General features: G+C 54.8%; 24 protein-coding genes and 1 rRNA gene. 24 read left to right on the top strand and 1 reads right to left on the bottom strand.

The features are described from left to right. The 10 genes from rrf to rsmI all read left to right on the top strand — a co-directional run. Nucleotides 1-106, top strand: a 5S ribosomal RNA gene (gene rrf, locus BMX91_RS15090); the annotation flags it as partial. A gap of 313 nt (nt 107-419) precedes the next feature. After that, the gene (locus tag BMX91_RS15085) at nt 420-1,859 is read left to right on the top strand and encodes an aminotransferase class I/II-fold pyridoxal phosphate-dependent enzyme (RefSeq protein WP_092056050.1); all 1,440 of its coding nucleotides are present in this window, start codon (nt 420-422) and stop codon (nt 1,857-1,859) included. Nucleotides 1,860-1,862: 3 nt separating this feature from the next. Further along, complete coding sequence (gene tmk / locus BMX91_RS15080) at nt 1,863-2,495, top strand: dTMP kinase (protein ID WP_092056047.1); 633 nt, start codon at nt 1,863-1,865, stop codon at nt 2,493-2,495. A 48-nt stretch (nt 2,496-2,543) separates the two neighbouring features. After that, nucleotides 2,544-2,873, top strand: a complete 330-nt coding sequence (locus BMX91_RS15075; RefSeq protein WP_008301272.1) for a cyclic-di-AMP receptor — start codon at nt 2,544-2,546, stop codon at nt 2,871-2,873. Between the two features lie 67 nt (nt 2,874-2,940). Continuing rightward, complete coding sequence (holB, locus tag BMX91_RS15070) at nt 2,941-3,945, top strand: DNA polymerase III subunit delta' (protein ID WP_092056046.1); 1,005 nt, start codon at nt 2,941-2,943, stop codon at nt 3,943-3,945. Next, entirely contained in the window at nt 3,935-4,741 is an 807-nt protein-coding gene (locus tag BMX91_RS15065; protein WP_092056044.1) for a PSP1 domain-containing protein, read from the top strand. The genes holB and BMX91_RS15065 overlap by 11 nt, the downstream gene beginning before the upstream one ends. 24 nt (nt 4,742-4,765) lie before the next feature. Then, on the top strand, nt 4,766-5,128 hold the full coding sequence (yabA, locus tag BMX91_RS15060; RefSeq protein WP_092056041.1) for a DNA replication initiation control protein YabA: 363 nt from the start codon (nt 4,766-4,768) through the stop codon (nt 5,126-5,128). A 90-nt stretch (nt 5,129-5,218) separates the two neighbouring features. Further along, nucleotides 5,219-5,971, top strand: a complete 753-nt coding sequence (locus BMX91_RS15055) for a tRNA1(Val) (adenine(37)-N6)-methyltransferase (RefSeq protein WP_092056039.1) — start codon at nt 5,219-5,221, stop codon at nt 5,969-5,971. Next, a complete protein-coding gene (locus BMX91_RS15050) occupies nt 5,955-6,233 on the top strand; it encodes a GIY-YIG nuclease family protein (protein WP_092056037.1) in 279 nt (92 codons plus the stop codon). Before BMX91_RS15055 ends, BMX91_RS15050 begins: the two co-directional genes overlap by 17 nt. Beyond that, nucleotides 6,230-7,111, top strand: a complete 882-nt coding sequence (gene rsmI / locus BMX91_RS15045; RefSeq protein ID WP_092056035.1) for a 16S rRNA (cytidine(1402)-2'-O)-methyltransferase — start codon at nt 6,230-6,232, stop codon at nt 7,109-7,111. The genes BMX91_RS15050 and rsmI overlap by 4 nt, the downstream gene beginning before the upstream one ends. Before the next feature lie 198 nt (nt 7,112-7,309). On the opposite strand, the gene BMX91_RS15040 is transcribed toward rsmI, so the two are convergent. Next, complete coding sequence (locus tag BMX91_RS15040) at nt 7,310-7,594, bottom strand: AbrB/MazE/SpoVT family DNA-binding domain-containing protein (RefSeq protein ID WP_092056033.1); 285 nt, start codon at nt 7,592-7,594, stop codon at nt 7,310-7,312. 320 nt (nt 7,595-7,914) lie between these two features. Here BMX91_RS15040 and metG point away from each other — a divergent pair, with 320 nt between their 5' ends. The 14 genes from metG to BMX91_RS14970 all read left to right on the top strand — a co-directional run bounded on the left by metG (nt 7,915) and on the right by BMX91_RS14970 (nt 22,579). Beyond that, complete coding sequence (gene metG / locus BMX91_RS15035) at nt 7,915-9,891, top strand: methionine--tRNA ligase (RefSeq protein WP_092056031.1); 1,977 nt, start codon at nt 7,915-7,917, stop codon at nt 9,889-9,891. A gap of 250 nt (nt 9,892-10,141) precedes the next feature. Then, nucleotides 10,142-10,915, top strand: a complete 774-nt coding sequence (locus BMX91_RS15030; protein WP_092056029.1) for a TatD family hydrolase — start codon at nt 10,142-10,144, stop codon at nt 10,913-10,915. Nucleotides 10,916-11,031: 116 nt separating this feature from the next. Continuing rightward, entirely contained in the window at nt 11,032-12,276 is a 1,245-nt protein-coding gene (locus BMX91_RS15025; RefSeq protein WP_245744485.1) for a G5 and 3D domain-containing protein, read from the top strand. Nucleotides 12,277-12,684: 408 nt separating this feature from the next. Then, on the top strand, nt 12,685-13,278 hold the full coding sequence (rnmV, locus tag BMX91_RS15020; RefSeq protein WP_285859132.1) for a ribonuclease M5: 594 nt from the start codon (nt 12,685-12,687) through the stop codon (nt 13,276-13,278). Next, a complete protein-coding gene (gene rsmA, locus BMX91_RS15015) occupies nt 13,271-14,149 on the top strand; it encodes a 16S rRNA (adenine(1518)-N(6)/adenine(1519)-N(6))-dimethyltransferase RsmA (RefSeq protein ID WP_092056026.1) in 879 nt (292 codons plus the stop codon). Before rnmV ends, rsmA begins: the two co-directional genes overlap by 8 nt. A 153-nt stretch (nt 14,150-14,302) precedes the next feature. Continuing rightward, nucleotides 14,303-14,569, top strand: coding sequence for a biofilm formation stimulator Veg (veg, locus tag BMX91_RS15010; protein ID WP_092056024.1), 267 nt, complete (start codon nt 14,303-14,305; stop codon nt 14,567-14,569). 117 nt (nt 14,570-14,686) lie between these two features. Then, complete coding sequence (locus BMX91_RS15005; RefSeq protein WP_092056021.1) at nt 14,687-14,866, top strand: small, acid-soluble spore protein, alpha/beta type; 180 nt, start codon at nt 14,687-14,689, stop codon at nt 14,864-14,866. Nucleotides 14,867-14,987: 121 nt separating this feature from the next. After that, nucleotides 14,988-15,860, top strand: coding sequence for a 4-(cytidine 5'-diphospho)-2-C-methyl-D-erythritol kinase (gene ispE / locus BMX91_RS15000; RefSeq protein WP_092056019.1), 873 nt, complete (start codon nt 14,988-14,990; stop codon nt 15,858-15,860). 85 nt (nt 15,861-15,945) lie between these two features. Further along, entirely contained in the window at nt 15,946-16,776 is an 831-nt protein-coding gene (gene purR / locus BMX91_RS14995; RefSeq protein WP_092056056.1) for a pur operon repressor, read from the top strand. A gap of 1 nt (nt 16,777) precedes the next feature. Further along, entirely contained in the window at nt 16,778-17,152 is a 375-nt protein-coding gene (locus BMX91_RS14990) for a RidA family protein (protein WP_008301252.1), read from the top strand. A 445-nt stretch (nt 17,153-17,597) separates the two neighbouring features. Further along, nucleotides 17,598-17,885 carry a septation regulator SpoVG gene (gene spoVG / locus BMX91_RS14985; protein ID WP_092056054.1) on the top strand — a complete coding sequence of 96 codons (288 nt, stop codon included), beginning with the start codon at nt 17,598-17,600 and terminating at the stop codon, nt 17,883-17,885. A 109-nt stretch (nt 17,886-17,994) separates the two neighbouring features. Next, the gene (locus tag BMX91_RS14980) at nt 17,995-20,013 is read left to right on the top strand and encodes a penicillin-binding transpeptidase domain-containing protein (RefSeq protein WP_092056016.1); all 2,019 of its coding nucleotides are present in this window, start codon (nt 17,995-17,997) and stop codon (nt 20,011-20,013) included. Between the two features lie 215 nt (nt 20,014-20,228). After that, nucleotides 20,229-21,623, top strand: coding sequence for a bifunctional UDP-N-acetylglucosamine diphosphorylase/glucosamine-1-phosphate N-acetyltransferase GlmU (gene glmU / locus BMX91_RS14975; protein ID WP_092056014.1), 1,395 nt, complete (start codon nt 20,229-20,231; stop codon nt 21,621-21,623). Beyond that, entirely contained in the window at nt 21,620-22,579 is a 960-nt protein-coding gene (locus BMX91_RS14970) for a ribose-phosphate diphosphokinase (protein ID WP_092056012.1), read from the top strand. The genes glmU and BMX91_RS14970 overlap by 4 nt, the downstream gene beginning before the upstream one ends. Nucleotides 22,580-22,582 lie beyond the last annotated feature (3 nt).

Here is a 22,582-nt window from a genome sequence, read left to right as displayed (position 1 = left end):
ATGGCGAAGAGGTCACACCCGTTCCCATCCCGAACACGGAAGTTAAGCTCTTCAGCGCCGATGGTAGTCGGGGGCTTCCCCCTGCAAGAGTAGGACATCGCTGGGCACAAGGCCGTCTCCTTATGGAGGCGGTTTTTTTGTGCGGAAAAACAGTCCGCAGGACTCATCCTTGCGAACGCTCATAGATATACGGCAAGCGATGGTTGAAGCCTGCTGAGCGCTTTAATCAAATGCGGCCAGATCAAATCAAACCTAACAGGATTGTCTGAGCACTAATATTAGCCCTTGTTCCATCTCTTTTGCCAGGGCAAACTCCTCGCAGCCAGCCCTTAAGGGCCTTCCGCTTCTGCGGGTACCGGCCGTGTTATAATGAACCCATCAACAGATCCGTCCGATAAACGGATAAAGGGGTTTTGGCAATGAGCAGTCAGTCGCGGAGGCCGGTGGCCGATATGCTGGAGGAATTTGCAGGTCGAAGTCCGGTATCCTTCCATGTACCAGGACATAAAAACGGGAAGCTGACGGGGTTGCCGGAAGCAGTCCGGGGAATGATGGCCTGGGACCTGACGGAACTCCCGGGGCTGGATGACCTCCATGCGCCGGAGGGACCGATACGGGAAGCCCAGGGGCTTCTGGCGGATGCGTATGGGGCAAGGCAGAGCTTTTTCCTCATCAACGGTTCAACGGCAGGAAATCTGGCGATGATCCTTGCGGCTTGCCGTCCGGGGGACCGCATCATTGTGCAGCGCAATGCACACAAGTCAGTTTTTCATGGCCTCGCACTCGCCGGGGCGCGGCCTGTGTATATTGATCCTGTTTGGGAACCGCTAACCCTCACACCCGGACATCCGGAGGCATCACTGATTCGCGAGGCCGTCCGGAGCTATCCGGAAGCCAAAGCGGTTGTGTTGACCAATCCATCCTATTACGGGACGGTGTCCCCGCATCTGCGCGAGATTGCCGAGATCTGCCACGGCAAGGGCATGCCGCTTCTCGTCGACGAGGCGCATGGGGCGCATTTCGGAATCGGCGAACCTTTTCCGGAGCCATCGCTTGCGCAGGGGGCGGATGTGGTCGTCCAGTCCGCCCATAAAACACTGCCTGCCATGACGATGGCTTCTTATCTTCATGTGGCGCATGGCTCTCTGATTGAGGCAGAGCGCATCGGACATTACCTCGGCATGCTCCAATCGAGCAGCCCGTCCTATCCGCTTATGGCGTCGCTTGATGATGCAAGGCATTATCTTGCCACTTATACAGAAGAAGATTTGCAGGACTTCCTGTTGTTCAGGCATGCACTAATCAGCGGGTTCGCAGCTATAGAAGGACTGGCTACCATATCCACGCATGATCCGCTCAAACTGCTTCTTCGCGCAGACGGGCATACGGGAAACGCACTCGCGAATTCATTGGCGCAACAAGGCGTGCACGCTGAACTGTCGGATCCCCAACAGGCACTGCTTATCCTGCCCCTCATCAAGAACGGGCATGATCCGCGCCTGCAGGATGTGCTGGGGGCAGTTCGGAGGGCCATGCAATCACTTGGTCCCGGTGTGGACGTATACGAACCGCAGGCTCCAGCCGCGAATCCGTCGATCAAAGCGGCGGACGGGCCTCCGGTTATCGAACCAGGAAAGATGTCCGAGTGGATTGACTACCGCGAATCGGCGGGGCGAATTTCCTCGGCCTCGGTCATTCCATATCCGCCGGGCATCCCGCTGCTTTTGCCGGGCGAACCCGTCACTTGCGAGACGATCGGCATGCTGCGTACCCATCTTACGGCCGGCACGGCGTTCCAGGGAACCCACCGGCTGGGCGAACAAAAAATCTTGGTCTCACAACAGTCAACGGAGGCATAATATATGAAGAAAAACGGTTTGTTCATCACACTGGAAGGACCCGACGGAGCAGGGAAGACATCCGTTCTGGAAATCCTGGCCCGACGCCTGGAAAATTCGGGTACCGATTTCCTGAAGACCCGTGAGCCGGGCGGCATCAGGATATCAGAGAAAATCCGGGAGATCATTCTCGATAATGATCATACGGAGATGGAAGCGCGGACGGAAGCGCTGCTTTATGCGGCAGCCCGCCGACAGCATCTCATCGAAAAGATCATCCCGGCACTTGAGGCCGGCAAGGTCGTCCTCTGTGACCGTTTCATCGATAGTTCAATCGCCTATCAGGGCGCTGCGCGCGGCATCGGTACCGAAGAAGTCCGCTCGATCAACCGCTTTGCAATCGGGGACACGATGCCCGACCTCACGATTCTCCTGGATGTTCCGGCGGAAGAGGGCATCCGGCGGATCAGTGAGGGGCGGGGACATGAAGTGAACCGTCTGGATGCCGAAGGGCTTGGCTTCCACAGAAAGGTCCGCTCCGAATACCTGAGGATCGCAGAGAGGGAACCGGAGCGGGTGGTCTTGGTCGATGCAACGAAAAACCTTGAAGATACAGCCGAAGTTGCCTGGGCCGCCATAAAAAGTCGCATGAAGTAAAGGGCGTTTGTGCTATACTTATATAAAAGCTGGCGAGGAGTGATCCATATGAAATTGGTCGTAGCAGTCGTGCAGGACCAGGACAGCAACCGATTATCCGCCGCTCTGACAAAGAATGACTTCCGGGCCACTAAGCTGGCCAGCACCGGCGGCTTCCTGCGCTCGGGCAACACGACCTTCCTCATCGGGACGGATGACCCGCTCGTGCCGAAACTGCTGGGCATCATCCGGGAAAACTGCCGTTCCCGTGATCAGATGGTTGCACCTGTATCGCCGATGGGCGGGAATGCGGATTCCTATATCCCTTATCCCGTAGAAGTCGAAGTTGGCGGCGCAACAGTTTTTGTGCTGCCGATCGAGCAGTTCCATCATTTCTGATTCAAAACGACCACCCGTGCCCGTGTGACTTCCGGACACGGGATTTTTCAAACAGGGGGAGACGCCGATGGAAACCGAATACAGCATCCTGGCACGGCAGCCCAAAGCCACCTCGCTGCTCGGGGGATCCGCAGCTTCCGGACGCGTCGCCCATGCCTATCTTTTCGAAGGTGTGAAGGGAGCAGGAAAAGAAGCACTTGCCCGTTTTTTTACTCAGCTTCTCCTTTGCCCGGAATCCGCCGGCGGCAAGCCCTGCGGTGTATGCCGGAATTGCCGGAGAATCCGGGAGGACAACCATCCCAACGTCACACAGATCCGGCCGGATGGACAAGACATCAAAAAAGGCCAGATTTCAGACCTGATCTATAAGCTGAACAAGACGGGGATCGAGGACGGGCGAAAAATTTATATTCTTCACCAGGCTGACCGCATGAACATAGCGGCAGCCAACACACTTCTGAAGTTCCTCGAGGAACCGGAAGGGGAAGTGACCGCCCTTCTCCTGACAGACCGATCGTCCGCTATTCTGCCGACGATCCGGTCAAGGTGCCAGGAGATCCATCTCCAACCGCCGCCGAGGGAGGCGGTTCTGGAGCAGCTTGTCGCAGAAGGCGGTGTGACCCGCTCGATGGCATCCACAGTCACGATGATCAACGCAGATCCGGATGGCGCTCTGGCGCTTGCATCGGATGAGCAGTTTGGACAGGCCCGTAAGACAGTGATAAAATTGGTGGAAGCATCGGATAAAAGTATCCAGGAAGTCCTGCTGTTCATCCAGACGGACTGGGGTCCGCTCTTCAAGGAGAAGGACGAGACCGAACTGGGGCTGGATCTGCTCCTGTTCGCCTACCGCGACATATCAGCGGTAAAGGCGGGACTCTCCACGTCGCTTGCCTATCCGGATAACCGGGCAAGATGGGAAGAGATGGCGCTGCGGCTGACATTCGGCCGTCTTGCGTCAATCCTCGAAGCCATCCTGAAGGCAAAACGCAACCTCCAAAGCAATATGAACCGCACGCTTCTCATGGAACAACTGGTGCTCAACATGCAGGAGGGTCAACATGCTCTATAATGTAGTAGGTGTCCGCTTTAAGAAAGCGGGTAAAATATATTATTTCGATCCGGGTGAATACCGCCTGGAAGAAGGGGACTACGTCATAGTCGAGACGGCGCGCGGCGTCGAGTACGGCAAGGTCGTGATCCCCGTCCGGCAGATGAGCGGCGATGATATCGTTCTTCCGCTCAAGATGATTGTCCGGCCCGCATCGGAGGAAGACCGCGCATCTGTACGGGAAAACGAGGAAGAATCCGCGCGGACGTTCGATATTGCAGCTAAAAAGATTGAGGACCATGGCCTGGAGATGAAGCTGGTCGATGTGGAGTATACGTTCGACCGCAACAAGATCATCTTCTATTTCACAGCAGACGGCCGTGTCGATTTCCGGAACCTCGTCAAGGACCTTGCATCGGTGTTCCGGACAAGGATCGAGCTGCGCCAGATCGGCGTACGCGACGAAGCGAAGATGCTCGGCGGCATCGGGCCGTGCGGCAGAATGCTCTGCTGTTCGACATTCCTCGGTGATTTCGAACCGGTCTCGATCAAGATGGCAAAGGACCAGAACCTCTCGCTGAACCCGTCCAAGATTTCAGGACTATGCGGAAGGCTCATGTGCTGCCTGAAATACGAGAATGACGAATATGAGGAAGCCAAACGCCTCATGCCGGATGTTGGCACCCGCATCACGACACCGGATGGTGCAGGCAGGGTTGTCGGGCTCAATCTGCTTGAGCGCATGCTGCAGGTTGAGCTGTCAGGTGAGAAAAAAGTGATCGATTACTCACTGGACGAAATTTTACAATCGGTTTGACGTAATCATTATGGGGTGTGAGCATTGATGGACCGGAATTTCTTGGATAAGGTCATGGAATTCGGGCAACACCTTGAATCGGCCAACCGCCAGTATGTCGAACTGAAGGAATCGGTTGCACAGATGATGGAGGAGAACCATGCTCTACAGATTGAGAATCATCATCTCCGCAACCGCCTGGAAGAGATCGAGAAGCAGCTGGAGGTCAAGGGCCGTAAGCCCGGGAAAAAGCATCAGCAGAATTCGGCGGATATCGGGGAGGGACATGACAACCTCGCACGCCTTTATAATGAAGGGTTCCACGTCTGCAACGTCCATTTCGGGAGTTCGCGGAAGGGCGAGGACTGCCTGTTCTGTCTCTCATTCCTGAACAAGCAGAATGGATAAAGACCGGTTCCGCTTCAGGCGGAATACGGTCTTTTCTTTTTGTGGCCGATATCCGCAGCATCAGAAATCGTTTCACGGAGGACAATTGTCATGAACATAGAACTGAACAAAGATGAACGGCTGGACGATCTGCTTGCGGAGGGCTTGAAAATCATCCAGAGCCCGGAAGTGTTTTCGTTTTCCCTGGATGCGGTACTGCTGGCGAAATTCGCCTATGTGCCGATCCGCAGGTCAGGGAGCATCATCGACCTGTGCACAGGCAACGGGGCGATCCCCCTGTTTCTGAGTGCGCGGTCGAATGCGGCGATCACCGGTGTCGAACTGCAGCCACGCCTGTCGGATATGGCGGAGCGGAGCGTCGGGCTGAACTCTCTGGAGGACCGGATCCGCATCATCACAGCGGACGTCAAGGGAATCGCGGATATCCTGGGACATGAAAAACATGATACGGTGACATGCAATCCGCCCTACTTCCCGGCGAATGAAATGAGCGACCGCAACATGCTGGAGGAAGTCGCCATCGCAAGACATGAACTTTATCTGACGCTTGACCAGGCCGTCGAAAACGCAAGCGCTCTCCTGAAGCAGGGCGGCAAGGCGGCATTTGTCCACCGGCCGGGACGGCTTCTTGATATCGTCACGGCGATGAGGAAGCACCGCCTGGAGCCGAAGCGGATCCGCTTTGTCTATCCGAAGAGGGGACGCGAGGCCAATACGCTTCTGATCGAGGGCACAAAAGACGGCAAGCCGGATCTGAAGATCTTGCCGCCGCTCTTTGTTTATGAGGATGACGGAACCTATACGCCTGAGGTCCGGGAGATGCTGTATGGAAAGGAAGCCTGAGGCTGAACATGTGCTATACGTGCTTGAATGTTCGGACGGTACGTACTACGCGGGCTATACGAACAATCTGGAACGCCGGGTAAAGGCGCACAATGAGGGCAAAGGCGCGAAATACACCAGGCCGCGCCGTCCCGTCCGCTGTATCTTCCATGAACCGTTCGGAACCAAGCAGGAGGCGATGCGCGCGGAATACGCGTTCAAGCAGCTCAGACGGTCAGAGAAGATCGACTATATGAAACGGAATGGAGGCGGTCGACCGTGAAATCCCAGCGGAGTGTACAGGACCCGGGCGGAAAGCTTTATCTCGTAGGGACGCCGATCGGCAATCTGGAGGACATCACCTACCGCGCAATCCGGATCCTGAAGGAATCAGCGATCATTGCGGCGGAAGACACACGGAATACGAAAAAACTGCTGAATCACTTTGATATCCATACATCACTCCTCAGCTACCATGAGCACAACCTGAAAGAAGGCGGTGACCGGATTTTGTCCGTGCTCTCGGGCGGTGAAGATGTGGCCCTCGTCAGTGATGCGGGTATGCCGTGCATCTCGGACCCCGGGGCGGACATTGCCGCCCGGGCAATCGTGGAAGGCTATGCCGTCGTTCCGGTGCCCGGAGCCAACGCGGCGCTGTCGGCACTGATTGCTTCAGGTTTGCCGGCTCAGCCGTTTTTGTTCCACGGATTCCCGCCGAGGAAGAAAAACGACCGGCGTGAACTGTTCGGAAAGCTTGCCTTGCGAGGGGAGACGGTGATTTTCTACGAGTCCCCTCACCGGCTGAAAGAGTCGCTCCGGGACTTAGAGACCGCCTTTGGAGCTGAGCGGCGGGTCGCGCTTGTCCGGGAACTGACAAAAAAGTTCGAGGAGATTCTGCGGGGCACAGCCCGGGAAGCGGTCGCCTATGCCGAATCATCCGACCTGAAAGGGGAATTCTGCATCGTCGTCGAAGGCGCTGATGCGGAAGTTGTCCAGCGTGCCGAGGAGGAAACGGAATGGTGGGCCGGCCTCTCACAAAAGGCGCATGTAGAGGCGGTTATTGAGCGTGAAGGTGTTCCGTCTAAGGAGGCCATCAAAATTACAGCAAAAGAACGCGGTGAGCCGAAGCGGGATATTTACCAGGCCTACCATCTCGGGTAATGTGGTGAATACGGACATAAAACAAAACGTCAGGCCGAATGATATAGGGCCTGACGTTTTTTTGTTTATTCCAAGGACAGCAATATGACACGGATATCCCGTCTACTTAATAAGAAGAAACTCTGTGCAACAAGTGCAGGGACGTATAAAGCAACAGAAAACCGCCCGGATAATTCCGGGCGGTTGAATAAATTTCGATTAAACGTTCTGGCCGAGTCGCTCCGAGATTTCGCTGACAAGCTTTTTCGCGCCTTCTTCGCTGAGAATCAGCTTGCCGTCGATCAGGCGGAGGTTGTCGTCGGATACGTCGCCGGTAATGGCGCATGTCATGTTCGGCATGTATTTTTTAAGGATGATTTTGTCATCATCCACATAGATCTCCAGTGCGTCTTTTTCTTTGATGCCAAGTGTTCGGCGGAGTTCAATCGGAATGACTACCCGTCCAAGTTCATCGACTTTACGTACAATGCCCGTCGATTTCATCAAGTATTGCCCCTTTCGAGTGCTATCTTATTTTTCGTCAAGATTCGACATAGTTCGTCGACTGGAACAATCATACCAACTAATGCCAATAACGTCAATTTGCAAAGCCGAAAGTTTTTAGAAAAACAGTAATTTTTCCGGCCTAAGACAAATTTATACCATTTCACGTGATAAATAAAGTATTTTGTTAGAACACACTCAAAAAAGTACTAATACTGACATAATGAAAAATGGAAATTGTCCTGCCGGATTGCCTGCATTGAAGTGGAAGGAAGCATCCGGTAAAATGAAGGGAAATGCATCTTCATGGAGGCAATGGCATGAGTGAACAGAAAACTTTCTACCTGACGACGCCGATCTATTACCCGAGCGGCAAGTTCCACATCGGCACTGCATATACAACCGTGGCATCCGATACGATGTCGCGTTACAAGCGGCTTCGCGGATATGATGTCCGTTTCCTGACCGGGATGGATGAGCACGGTCAGAAAATCCAGGAAAAGGCGGAAGAAGCCGGTATGGCTCCGCAGGAATTTGTTGACGGCATCGCAGAGGGCGCGAAGAAACTCTGGGGACTGATGGACATCTCTTACGATGACTTTATCCGGACGACCGAAAAGCGCCACAAGCAGGGTGTCGAAAAGATCTTCCAACATTTCCTCGACAACGGGGATATTTATAAAGGGGAATACGAGGGCTGGTACTGCACGCCGTGCGAGTCGTTCTTTACCGATGCGCAGCTGGAAGACGGAAACTGCCCCGACTGTGGCCGTCCTGTCCACAAGGTGAAAGAGGAATCCTATTTCTTTAATATGAAGAAATATGCGGACCGTCTGCTTCAGTACTACGAGGAGAACCCTGAATTCATCCAGCCGGAATCCCGAAAAAATGAGATGATCAACAACTTCATCAAGCCCGGGCTCGAGGACCTCTCGATTTCCCGCACATCATTTGACTGGGGCATCCGGGTGCCGGGAGACCCGAAGCATGTTATTTATGTCTGGGTCGATGCGCTGTCGAACTACATCACATCAATGGGCTACGGCTCGGATGATGACTCGCAGTTCCGGAAATACTGGCCGGCCGACGTACATGTTGTCGGGAAGGACATCGTCCGTTTCCACACGATTTACTGGCCGATCTTCCTCATGGCGCTTGACCTTCCGTTGCCGAAGAAAGTGTTCGCGCACGGATTTATCATGATGAAGGACGGAAAAATGTCGAAGTCCAAGGGCAATGTCGTTTATCCGGAGATGCTGATTGAGCGATTCGGACTGGATGCGACGCGGTACTTCCTTCTGCGGGAGCTGCCGTTCGGCTCAGACGGCGTATTTTCTCCGGAAGCGTTCGTGGAACGTGTGAATTATGATCTGGCGAATGACCTGGGCAACCTGCTGAACCGCAGTGTCTCGATGATCAATAAGTATTGCGGCGGAGTTGTGCCGGCCCATCCGGAAGGCTCGACTGAATTTGACGAACCACTGCGCAATGTAATGGAAGAAACGGTCCGGAAGTACGAAAAGGGCATGGAAAACATGCAGTTCAGTGTTGTCCTGTCTGATATCTGGGCGCTTGTTTCCCGTACGAACAAATACATCGACGAAACCCAGCCATGGGTACTTGCAAAAGACGAGGCGAAAAAAGGTGATCTTGACTCCGTCATGCACCATCTTGTGGCGAGCCTCCACGAAATTGCCGTCCTGATCCAGCCGTTCATGACAAAATCGCCAAAGCAGATCGTCAGCCAGCTTGGACTCGGCGAAGAAGCACTGGCCTGGAAAACGCTGGGTAACGGCGCAATCAAGGAAGGCACGAAAGTCGTCGAAAAAGGGACTCCGGTGTTCCCGCGCCTCGACCCGGAAGTGGAAATCGCCTACATCCGCGGCGAAATGCAGAAATCGGTCCAGCCTCAGGCGGAAGAAGCCGCAGCCGGAGAAGATAGCGCACCGAAATCGCCTGAGAAGCCGGACGTTCCGGAAATCACGATCGACGACTTCGCCAAAGTGGATCTTCGCGTTGCAACAGTGACGGCATGCGAGAAAGTGCCGAAGGCAGACAAACTGCTGAAACTCCAGCTTGACCTCGGCTATGAAACACGGCAGGTCATCTCCGGTATCGCGAAGCACTATGAACCGGAATCGCTTGTCGGCGAAAAAGTAATTGTCGTTGCCAACCTGAAACCGGCTAAATTGCGCGGCGAACTGTCCCAGGGGATGATTCTTGCGGGCGAACAGGATGGTGTCCTCAAGCTCGCATCGGTTGATTCGTCACTGCCGAACGGCTCCCAGATAAAATAAAAACAAAACCAATTACAATACAGGAACAGTACAAAACCGGAGGACTTTGGTCCTCCGGTTTTCCGTTTTATAGGAAACGGAATTCGGTTTCTTTGACTTTTCCCATGTCTTCCCGTACAAATTTAGAAGTCTCGGAATAGAGCTATGTAATTAAACTTAATCTAATTTGTAATCTAAATGTAATAGAACTGTGAAATTTGAAAAAGGATTTATGTATAGACTTGAACAATACATTGGGAGAGTGAAACGCATGCTGATCGACACACATGTCCATTTGAACGCAGACCAATACGAGGAGGACGTTCATGAAGTGATCAATCGCGCGCTTGAGGCGGGCGTTGAAAAGATGGTTGTCGTCGGGTTCGACCGGCCGACCATCCGGCGCGCGCTCGAGCTTGCGGAAGCATACCCGTTCATCTACCTGGTGATCGGCTGGCATCCGGTCGATGCGGTGGACTGCACGGAGGAGGACCTCCGGTGGATTGAGGAAATTGCCGCCGGACATCCAAGAGTGGTCGGAATCGGCGAAACGGGTCTTGACTACCACTGGGACAAATCGCCGAAGGATGTGCAGCAGGAACTGTTCCGCAAACAGATTGCGCTGGCAAAAAAGCTGAACCTGCCAATCATCATCCATAACCGCGAGGCGACAGGCGATGTGGTTCGCATCCTCAAAGAAGAAAACGCAGCAGAGACGGGCGGCATCATGCACTGCTTCAGCGGCAGCTCCGAGACGGCGAAGGAATGCGTGGAGATGAATTTCATGATCTCCCTCGGCGGACCGGTTACATTCAAGAATGCCAGGCAGCCGAAGGACGTGGCAAAAGAAATTCCGCTCAATCACCTGCTCGTCGAAACTGATGCGCCGTACCTTGCGCCCCATCCTTACCGCGGTAAGCGCAACGAGCCTTCCTATGTCCGGCTCGTCGCGGAAGAAATCGCTCGGCTCAAGGAACTGCCTTATGAGGAAGTAGCCCGCAAGACTACCGAAAATGCTATGAAACTATTTAGGATTAGTGAATAAATCGGCCTGAATTGGCCAAACTTCACCCGTAATGCGGCATTGGTAAAACCCGGTTTGGTTGACAAGCCGGAAAACTGGCCGCTATAATCACTCGGGTGATAAGGAGGAGTTTTTTAGTGTCAACGAATTCCACGAAAAACAAGCAACCCAGGTTAATGACAGGCAAGAAAATCATGATGTCCATCTTGACGATCGCGCTGTTCGCGGGCGTCATCACATATGCGGTTTACGAGGGTACGAAAAAGAACGTCACCCTTTCCGAAGACGGCGAACAAACTGAATTCCGCACGCATGCGGATACAGTCGGCGAACTTCTGGAGGAACAGGACATTGCGGTCGGCGAACATGATGACCTCTCGCCTGCCAAAGAAGCGGAACTCGGGGACGGGGCGTCCATCGAGTGGAAAAAAGCCAGACAGTTTACGATCAGCGTAGACGGAGAAGAAAGCAAAGTCTGGTCGACGAAAGACGATGTCGATGCGCTTTTGGCGGATGCCGGCATCGAACTCACTGAACATGACGCCATCACGCCGGCACGCGGCAGCGAGCTGGGCGATACGGAAACCGTCAATATTGAAAAAGCATATGAAGTTGCCATGATCGACGGGGGCCAGGAAAGCAAGGTCTGGACCACTTCGACTACGGTCGCTGACTTTTTAAGCAAGCAGGGCATCAAGCTCGGTGAGAACGACCGCGTGGAACAGGGCATGGACGAAACCGTCAAGCCGGGCTCCAGCGTCAAAGTCGTCCGGGTAGAAAAGGTCACCGATGTAGTGGAAGAATCGACAGACTTCACCGTACAGACGAAGAAAGACAACGGTTTGCTGAAAGGCAAAGAAAAAGTCGTCCAAAATGGTGAAGCAGGTAAAGTGGAACGCACGTATGAAGTCATCAAAGAAGACGGCAAAGAAGTTGCGCGCAAGCTTCAGAACGAAAAAGTCGTTAAGAATCCGGTCAACAAAGTGGTTGCAGTCGGCACGAAAGCCCCTGCACCAGCGAAGGCAGTTGCATCGAAATCTTCCGGGAAGGTCGTCCAGGCATCGGCGCCCCGCAATGAGGCACCGGCCGGCGGCAAGGAATTCTATGTGACGGCCACTGCCTATACGGCATCTTGCAACGGCTGCTCGGGCATTACCGCAACGGGCATCAACCTGAAGGCGAACCCGGGCGCGAAAGTCATCGCAGTCGACCCGCGCGTCATCCCGCTCGGCTCCAAAGTCTGGGTGGAGGGCTACGGAACTGCAATCGCGGGTGACACCGGCGGCGCAATCAAAGGCAATAAAATCGACATCTTCGTTCCTACGAAAGATCAGGCCTACAGCTTCGGCCGCCAAAAAGTTAAAATCAAAATCCTCAACTGAGGATGAACGGATCCGCGGCCGGGTGCCGCGGATTTTTGTTATTCCCCCTGGAACTGGAAGGAAAACACCGTGAAGATACCTGGGCTGATTTCCACTGCGTGCCCTTCGGCTGATGCCTTCCCCGCGGAAAGCGTCCGCCCGTAACGGAAATTCTTATTGTTATATTAGTGTCGGCCTATTTGTCCCGCCAGGTTAATTAAGGCTGGTTCAGGGTGAGATTAGATTAACTTAAGGTTGAGAAAAGCGGGACTGGGCAGTAAGCGGCGAGCGACAATGTAAATTAACGCCCAAAAGAAGTTGAGTGAGCCATTTGTAAGACCTTATGTTAGCAGGCGCCGAGTGTCATCATGCTTCCGGCAGTACCGGCTTTCTGTACAATCAGGCCGCATGCCGGTAAAATTGGAGGAAATGAACGAAAGAATGGGATCATCAGTGACTATCGAAGAAATCATTGTCGTGGAGGGCAAGTCGGATACGATCGCCGTACGGCGTGCCACCGGGGCGGACACGATTGAAACAAACGGCTCCGCCGTATCGAAAGAGACGCTCATGAAGATCCGCCACGCCCAGGAAAAGCGGGGCGTCATCGTCTTTACCGATCCGGATTATCCGGGCCGGCGCATCCGTGCAATCATCGAGGAGCATGTGCCGGGGGTGAAGCACGCCTTCCTTCCGAAGGCGCAGTCGATTTCGGAGAACGGCCGGAAAGTCGGCATCGAGCATGCCGCAGACGATGATATCCGAGCGGCGCTTGCCGCCGTACGCACGCCGGTGCAGGATAAGGTGGGCGAGCCCCCCGTCACCGATGCGGAGCTGGTCAGCCTGCGTCTTGTCGGCCATCCGGACGCCAGACGCAGACGTGAGCGGATCGGGCTCATGCTACAGATCGGACAGACGAACGGCAAGCAGCTTGCCAAGCGCCTAGCCATGTTCAGGATCAGCCGCGAGGAGTTCCTCGCCGCGGTCCAAGCCATTGACGAAGAAGGAGACATCCATGCATAGAGACATCGCCACACCCGTAAGGACCAAGGAGATTCTTGACAAGTACGGGTTTTCATTTAAAAAGAGCCTCGGCCAAAACTTCCTGATCGACCCGAACATCCTCCACAAGATCGTGTCATTTTCAGGTCTGACGGAGAAGTCGGGCGCGATTGAAATCGGGCCGGGGGTCGGTGCCCTCACCGAGCATCTCGCCCGGAATTCGGGAAAGGTTGTCGCCTTCGAGATCGACCAGCGGCTGCTTCCGGTTCTTGAGGATACGCTTTCCCCGTACGATAATGTGAAGGTCATCCATCAGGACATTCTCGAAGCGGATGTGGCGGGCGTGATCGAGGAAGAGTTTGCCGGCATGGAGCACATCGCCGTTGTCGCGAACCTCCCGTACTATGTCACGACGCCGATCCTCATGAAGCTGCTTGAGGACCGCCTGCCGATCGATTCCTTTACCGTCATGATGCAGAAGGAAGTGGCGGACAGGATTAGCGCGAAGCCGGGAACTAAGGAATACGGCTCCCTGTCGATCGCCATCGAGTACTACACTGAGGCGCAGACGGTGATGATCGTGCCGAAGACCGTATTTATGCCGCAGCCGAACGTCGCATCCGCTGTCGTCCACCTCAAGCGCAGGAGCGCGCCGCCGGTCACGGTCAAAAATGAGGACTTCCTGTTCCGTGTGACAAGGGGATCATTTGTCCAGCGCAGGAAAACGATCCTGAACAACCTGCAGACTTCGCTTCCGGACGGCAAGGAGCGGAAAGCGGAAATCGTGGATGCCCTCGCGGCAGCCGGCATTGACTCCGGACGCCGGGGAGAGACGCTGACGCTCGAGGAATTTGGGCGGCTTGCGGATGAATTGTATCCTGCATTCGGCTGATTAATTGTTACAAATTATTTGCAAGCAGATTAAAAGTATAAAAAGCTGAAGAAAAAACATTGACATCCGATGGGTGCATTGATAAAATTTTAAATTTAATTGACAGAAACTTTGAAATGTGTTATCCTTACATATAGTGAGGTGTAAGCGATAATGCCAAAAACATTAGCTGATATCAAGAAGGCGCTCGATTCTCATTTAGGTCAGCGTTTGCAACTTAAGGCGAATGGTGGCCGGAAAAAGACGATTGAGCGTGCCGGTACACTTCGGGAAACGTATCATGCCGTATTTGTCATTGAGCTCGACCAGGAGGAGCATGCGTTCGAGCGGGTCTCCTACAGTTATACGGACCTTTTGACGGAGGCCGTGGAACTGACATTCATCAACGGCTCAGAGAAAATGGATTTTGTCGTAAAGTAATGCAATTATTTTCTTACATCTTTGCCCGGTCAAACCTTTTATGGAAGGTTTTGTCCGGGTTCTTTTTTTATTTCGGGCCATACTACATGTGTCAGCCGAACGAGGAGGAAAAACCGAATGGCTAGAAACGGCGGAGTAATGTCCCATCGTCTGAAGGAAGAGATCGCGAAGGAACTTGGGTTTTACGATGTTGTGCAGCAGGAAGGTTGGGGAGGCATCAAGGCTCGTGACGCCGGTAATATGGTGAAGCGGGCTATCGAGATGGCAGAGCGGGGCGTCGGCGAAGGCCGAAAGTAACGCTTTAGTAACCCGAAATCCAAAAACGGCTGACACCGGCAGACGGAATTTATCCGTCTGCTTTTTTCATTCCTCCCGCCTATGGTAAAATAGGGGCATTGAATTTTGGGGAGGTGCCTTCATGATCCATGAAAAAGCACCGGCGAAGATTAACCTGACACTCGATGTCCTTGGCAAGCGCCCGGACGGCTACCACGAGGTCGAAATGATTATGACGACGGTTGACCTGTATGATCGTCTGACCATCGAAGGCGCAAAGGGAGGAAAGATCGTCATCAAATCCTCCGACCGCTATGTACCGGATGACCGTCGCAACCTGGTGTACCAGGCGGCGGACCTTCTCCGGCGGCGGACAGGAATCCGGGACGGTGTCACATTTACGCTCGACAAGCGAATCCCGGTCGCCGCGGGACTTGCAGGAGGCAGCAGTGACGCCGCAGCAGCGCTCCGCGGGCTGAACCGGTTCTGGAAACTTGGCCTGTCATTGGATGAACTGGCGGAATTGGGCGCGGAGATCGGGTCGGATGTTCCGTTCTGTGTTTACGGCGGAACGGCATTTGCAACGGGACGGGGAGAGCAGATCCGTCACCTGCCGGCCCCTCCGAACTGCTGGGTGATTCTGGCCAAACCTGATATCGGTGTGTCGACGGCGGATATCTACGGCAGATTCGACCTGTCCCGCGCCCGTCATCCGGATATCGGAGCGATGGAGGCTGCGCTTCATGCCGGAGACTACGGCGGGGTCTGCCGAAACCTCGGCAATGTGCTTGAGCCGGTGACGATGGACATGCACAAGGAAGTGGCTATGCTCAAGGACGGCATGGAGCGCTTCGGAGCGGATGCGGTTCTTATGAGCGGAAGCGGGCCGACGGTCTTCGGGCTTGTCTCGCAGGAAGCGCGTGTTGCTCGTATTGTCAACGGACTGAACGGCTTCTGCCCGGAAGTGCATGCGGTCAGGATGCTGGGCGGCCCGCACAGTCCCCGGCTTGATTAAATCCGGATGTTTATGTTAATCTGAAGGTAAATTATTCGGATTTAGTGAAGGTAATCCGGTGCAGACAGATGTAGAGGTGGACATTTTGAAGTGGAAGCGCAGTGAACGGCTTGTCGACATGACCCAATACTTGCTCAGCCATCCGCATACGCTGATTCCCCTGACGCACTTTTCATCCGCCTACGATGCGGCGAAATCATCGATCAGTGAGGACCTGGCAATAGTCAAGGCGACGTTCGAAGAACGTGGGAACGGTCGGCTTGTCACCGTGCCCGGCGCTGCAGGCGGCGTAAAGTACATACCCGACGCCAGCAGGGGCGAAGCCGAGGAAATTATCCGTGACTTTATGGAAGCCCTCGGCGATCCGGACCGGCTGCTGCCGGGCGGATATCTATTCATGACGGATCTGCTGGGCAATCCCGGTCTCATGGATCGCATCGGGCGGCTCTTTGCTGCGCGCTATAAAGATTCACGTATCGATGCCATCATGACTGTCGCAACAAAAGGAATCCCGATCGCCCATGCGATCGCCCGCCACTTGAATGTCCCGGTCGTTGTCGTTCGGCGCGACAGCAAGGTGACCGAGGGGTCGACCGTCAGCATCAATTATGTTTCCGGGTCGAGCCGCCGCATCCAGACGATGGTCCTCTCCAAGCGCAGCATGAAGAGCGGACAACGCGTGCTCCTAACGGACGACTTTATGAAGGTCGGCGGTACGATGAACGGCATGAAGAACCTCCTGAACGAGTTCGACTGCGAGCCGGCGGGCGTTGCCGTCCTGGTAGAGTCGGAGGATGTGCAGGAAGAGCGTCTCGTGGAAGACTATGTGTCTCTCGTGAGACTGCGCCAGGTCAACGAAAAAGAACGCACGATCGAACTTGTGGAAGGCAACTATTTCAGGGAAGGCGGAAACTGATATGAACTTGATCCAGACAGACAAGGCACCGGCGGCAATCGGCCCGTACTCGCAGGGAATCGTGACAGGCGGAATCGTCTACACATCCGGCCAGATTCCGCTCACACCGGAAGGCAGCCTCGTGGAAGGCGGCGTCGAAGAACAGACACATCAGGTGTTCAAAAACCTTTCAGCCGTGCTGGAAGCCGGCGGATCCTCACTTGACCGCGTCATCAAAGCCACTGTATTCATCAAGGATATGAATGATTTTGGCACGATCAATGAGATTTATGCGTCTTACTTCGGCGATCACAAGCCGGCACGTTCCTGCGTGGAAGTCGCCCGTCTTCCAAAAGATGTCCTCGTCGAAATCGAAGCGGTCGCACTCGCAAAGTAATAGAATTATAGCCACGGCAGCTCCCGATGCGGAGCTGCCGTTTTTTAATGCTGAAATCTCCCGGCTTTGACCGGGGCAACTCCCAATTTACAAGATTAACTGAATGAAGTGAAAGGCCGGGATGTCTGCGGGCAAACGTTAGCCGAGGTCCCCACAGAGCGAAGCAAGGCCGCTGAAAAGCTTGCCATGCGGCTGATTGAGACTCCTGCGGGAACAGCGGGCCAAGCGAGACCCCGTAGGACGTAGTCCGAGGAGGCTTGCGGACCGCCCGCGGAAAGCGAGTGCTCGTAGCGTAAATCAGCTTTTTCACTTTTCGGTGGTCTCCTTTAACTGGTGTATGAAAATGCCTAACTTTGAATAGTTCAAAAATTTTGTATTGTAAGAAGGGAATTTACCATTTATATTGAATATAGACAACCAGGATATTACTGAAGGTGGTGAGAATGTGGAAGTAACAGACGTGAGACTTCGTAGGGTAGAGACTGATGGCCGGATGCGGGCCATTGCTTCCATCACGATTGATGAGGCGTTCGTGGTCCATGATATCCGGGTCATCGACGGCAATGACGGCCTGTTTGTCGCCATGCCGAGCAAACGGACGCCGGACGGCGAGTTCCGGGACGTGGCCCATCCGATCAATTCGGGTACGCGCCAGATGATCCAGGATGCCGTACTGGGTGCCTATCACCTGACGAAAGAAGAAGAACCGACACTCGAAGGCGCCGGCGCATGACCGGTTCCTCCCAGCCGTCCCCGTTTCCGGTGGCGGTTTTTTCATGTTTCTGCCCGCTGTCCCGGTTTTCAATTTCTTGTTAAACTGGAAGACATGAGGGAGGGTCAACATGAAAAAGATACTGCTCGGCACAGCCATCATCCTGCTGGTCTTTTTGGCAGGGTGCAGGGATAAGCCGACACCCGAAGACCGGCTGGCGGAATATGTCAGCCAATGGAATAAAAGTGGTTTTGCCGTGATGTATGAGAACTATCTGACCACGGAAACTAAAGAGGCATTTCCGGAGGACGAGTTTGCGGCGCGGCAGGAAAAGCTCGTGGAGGACCTCGGAATCGATCACCTGGAGGTCACTTATGACAAGCCCGGCGAAAATCCCAAGTGGGACAAGGAGCAGCCTGCCGAGTTCGATATCCATGTGAAAATGGAGACACTTGCCGGTCCGGTCGAATTCGAAAAGCCGATCAGGCTCCGATACGAGGAGCGGGAAAAGGAGAAAACCTGGTTTGTCGAATGGGATCCGTCCTACATATTCCCGGACCTGGAGCCGGGGGATGAAATCGGTATTTCCCGTACGGAAGCAAAGCGGGGAGAAATCGTCGACAGGGCAGGGATCCCAATTGCGAAAAACGGAACCGGCTATCAGGTGGGCATTGTCCCGGAAAAGCTGGATGAAGCCAGAAAGTCGGACATTGCGAAATTGCTCGGCACCACATCCGAGGCGATTGATAAGAGCCTTAATGCAGCATGGGTTAAGCCGGATCTGTTTGTCCCGATCGGAAAGTCGGCAAAAGATGATGCCGCCCGGCTGGACCGGCTGATTGAGATTCCGGGTATTGCTGCACGGGAAATCGGCATGCGGGAGTATCCTTACGGCCCGGCACTGGCCCACCTGACCGGCTATATCGGCGCGATTTCCGCCGAACAGTTGGAAAATCTGGCGGACAAGGGCTATACGGAGACCGACCAGATCGGCCGGAGAGGCCTTGAGAGCCTGCTTGAGGACCGGCTCCGAGGCCGGGACGGCATGAAGATCACGATCAAGAAAGAGCAGGAAGGGCTGGAACCGGTGACCGTCGCCGAGCGCGCGGCGGAGGACGGGGAAACGGTCAAGCTGACCATCGACGCCGAACTGCAGAAAGTGGCCTATGACGCGATGATGGGAGAGCCGGGCACGGCTGCCTCAATAAATCCCGGAACCGGCGAAGTACTGACGCTCGTCAGCTCTCCTGCCTATAATCCTAATGAGTTTATCGCCGGCATGAGCGGTGCCAGATACAGCGAGCTCGAGGAAGACGAAAAGACGCCGCTGTTCAACCGCTTCGCCCAGAGTTATGCGCCGGGTTCGACAATAAAGCCGATTACCGCGGCCATCGGCATGGAAGCCGGCACGCTCGATCCCGCAGCGGGCCTCACGATCACGGGGAAGACCTGGCAAAAAGATACTTCATGGGGCGCTTACCGGGTGTCCCGCGTGCATCCGGAAGCACCGAACCCGATTGACCTGAACCGGGCAATGGTTTACTCGGACAATATCTATTTCGCTCAACAGGCGCTCGCGATGGGGAAGGACACTTTAGCAGAAGGGCTGAAACAGTTCGGCTTCGGCGAGCCAATCCCCCTCGAGGCGATGGAGCTAAAAGCTTCCCAAATCTCCAATGACGGCACGATCGGCTCGGAAGGCCAGCTGGCCGATACGTCATTCGGCCAGGGACAGATGCTGACGAACATCCTGCATCTCGCATCGATGTACGAGCCGATCCTGACGGGCGGGACGATGCATAAGCCCACCTTATTGTTCGACGAGGAAGACGGGCAAGTATGGAAAGAGGGACTGGTCGACCCGGCACATGCGGAAACGCTCCGCTCCACGCTCCGCAACGTCGTCGTGGATGGCTTCGCCCAGTCCGCCAATCTCACGGACGTCCCGATTGCGGGCAAGACCGGTACAGCTGAACTGAAGGCGGCAGGCGAGGACCGCGGCAAGGAGAATGGCTACTTCGTTTCCTACCCTGCTGAAAATCCGTCCTTTATCCTGGCAATGATGGTGGAAAACATCGAGGACAATGGCAGCAGCGATTATGTTGCGGCCATGTCCGCGGAAGTCCACCGCTATGCTGCCGGAAGATGAACCCATTGATGCAGCCGCTCCCGTGGAGGCGCGGCTGCTCTTTTTTATTGGGCCGTGTGTTTCCTTTGCCGGCCAAAACAATTCTGTGCTGCCAATCTTTCAGGAACGCCTGTGGCCCGGATGTCAAGCCTCGGCCTGTAAAATGTTGAAAAAAAGGCCGTTTTCGTCTATCGTTAGAGGGAAAACCAAGTTAAAAAAGTTAGGGGAACTGCCTGATGACGAATACATATGCCGTAATCCTGGCAGCCGGCCAGGGAACACGCATGAAATCAAAGCTCTATAAAGTGCTCCACCCGGTATGCGGTAAACCGATGGTCAGCCATGTTGTCGACAATGTTCGGGGAGTCGGCGCAGACCGCGTCGTCACAATCGTCGGATTCGGTGCGGAAAAGGTCGAAGAAGAAGTCGGCGGACGCAGCGAGTTTGTCCTGCAGGAAGAGCAGCTGGGAACCGGCCATGCCGTCCTTCAGGCGGAACAGAACCTTAGCGGACTCGACGGTACGACGATCGTCGTATGCGGAGACACGCCGCTGATCACGCCGGAGACGATGAAGGCGCTGATCGACCATCATAATGAGACAAAAGCAAAAGCCACGATCCTCACCGCTTTCGCGGACGACCCGACGGGCTACGGGCGGGTCATCCGTGACGATCATGGAAACTTCCTGCGCAGCGTCGAGCAAAAGGACGCGACTGCAGAAGAGCAGCAGGTGAGGGAGATCAATACCGGCACTTATTGCTTCGACAATAAAACCCTGTTCGAAACCCTACGTAAAGTCGGCAACGACAACGCGCAGGGAGAATATTACCTGCCGGACGTCTTCGGCATCCTTCAGTCGGAAGGCGAAACCATCGCCGCCTATGCCACGGATGATTTTGAAGAAACGCTCGGAGTCAATGACCGCGTCGTGCTGGCGGAGGCGGAGCGGGTCATGCGCCGCCGGATCGCGGAGAAGCACATGCGGGCAGGCGTCACGATCCAGGACCCGGCAAACACGTACATCAGCGCTGATGCCGAAATCGGCCGTGACACGGTCCTCATGCCGGGCACGGTCATCGAAGGCCGCACGGTCATCGGGGAAGACTGCCTGATCGGACCGGGAAGCCAGATCAGGGACAGCATCATCGGCGACCGGACGGAAGTCCGCCAGTCCGTTGTGATGTCCAGCAAAATCGGGGAGGATGCGGCGGTCGGCCCGTTCGCCCATATCCGGCCGGAATCCGACCTCGGCAAAAAAGTGAAGATCGGCAACTTCGTCGAGGTGAAAAAGTCGAACCTCGGTGAAGGCAGCAAGGTTTCACATCTCAGCTACATCGGCGATACAGACATCGGCGAACGCGTCAACATGGGGTGCGGCACGATCACCGTCAATTACGACGGCGTCAACAAGTTCCGTACGACTGTCGAAGACGACGCGTTCGTCGGCTGCAACTCCAATCTGGTCGCACCGGTCACCGTCGGAAAAGGCGCTTACGTCGCCGCCGGATCCACAGTGACAAAAAATGTTCCTGAAAATGCCCTTGCAATCGCGCGCTCCAGGCAGGAGAATAAGGAAGGTTATATTGAAAAATTGAACAAAAAGCGATCGGAGGAGCAATCCAAAAAATGACGAACCATTATCCGGACCATAAACTGAAGATTTTCTCCCTGAATTCAAACGAGTCACTGGCCAAGGAAGTCGCAGAGGAAATTGGCGTTCCGCTTGGCGCATGCTCGGTCAACCGCTTCAGCGACGGCGAGGTACAGATCAACATTGAAGAGAGCATCCGCGGCTGCGATGTCTTCGTCATCCAGTCGACGTCGGCTCCGGTCAACGAGAATCTTATGGAGCTGCTCATCATGGTTGACGCGCTCAAGCGCGCTTCCGCCCGCACGATCAACGTGGTCATGCCGTATTACGGATATGCCCGCCAGGACCGCAAAGCCCGTGCGCGTGAGCCGATCACCGCGAAGCTTGTGGCGAACCTGCTGGAGACTGCCGGAGCGCACCGCGTCATCGCACTCGACCTGCACGCACCGCAGATCCAGGGCTTCTTCGACATTCCGATCGACCACCTGGTCGCGGTACCGATCCTTTCCGATTACTTCAAGGAAAAGAACATCCCCGGCGAAGAGCTTGTCATCGTATCGCCTGATCACGGCGGCGTGACACGCGCCCGCAAGATGGCGGACCGCCTGAAGGCACCGATCGCCATCATCGACAAGCGCCGTCCGCGGCCGAACGTCGCAGAAGTGATGAATATCGTCGGTAACGTCGAAGGCAAGAAGGCGATTCTGATCGACGACATCATCGATACTGCCGGCACGATCACGATTGCGGCAAATGCACTCGTGGAAAACGGCGCGACCGAAGTGTATGCATGCTGCACACACCCGGTGCTGTCCGGCCCTGCAATCGAGCGCATCGACAACTCGAAGATCAAAGAACTCGTCATTACGAATTCGATCAGCCTTGCGGATGACAAACAATCGGAGAAAATCAAGGAACTGTCCGTCGCGCCGCTCCTCGCCGACGCCATCGTCCGGGTTTTCGAAAACAAATCCGTCAGCACCCTGTTCAACTGATAG

This window comes from Bhargavaea ginsengi (assembly GCF_900109165.1).
GTDB lineage: Bacteria > Bacillota > Bacilli > Bacillales_A > Planococcaceae > Bhargavaea > Bhargavaea ginsengi.
Note: the sequence above shows the minus strand (reverse complement) of the source record. Positions and strands in the feature narration are given on the sequence as shown.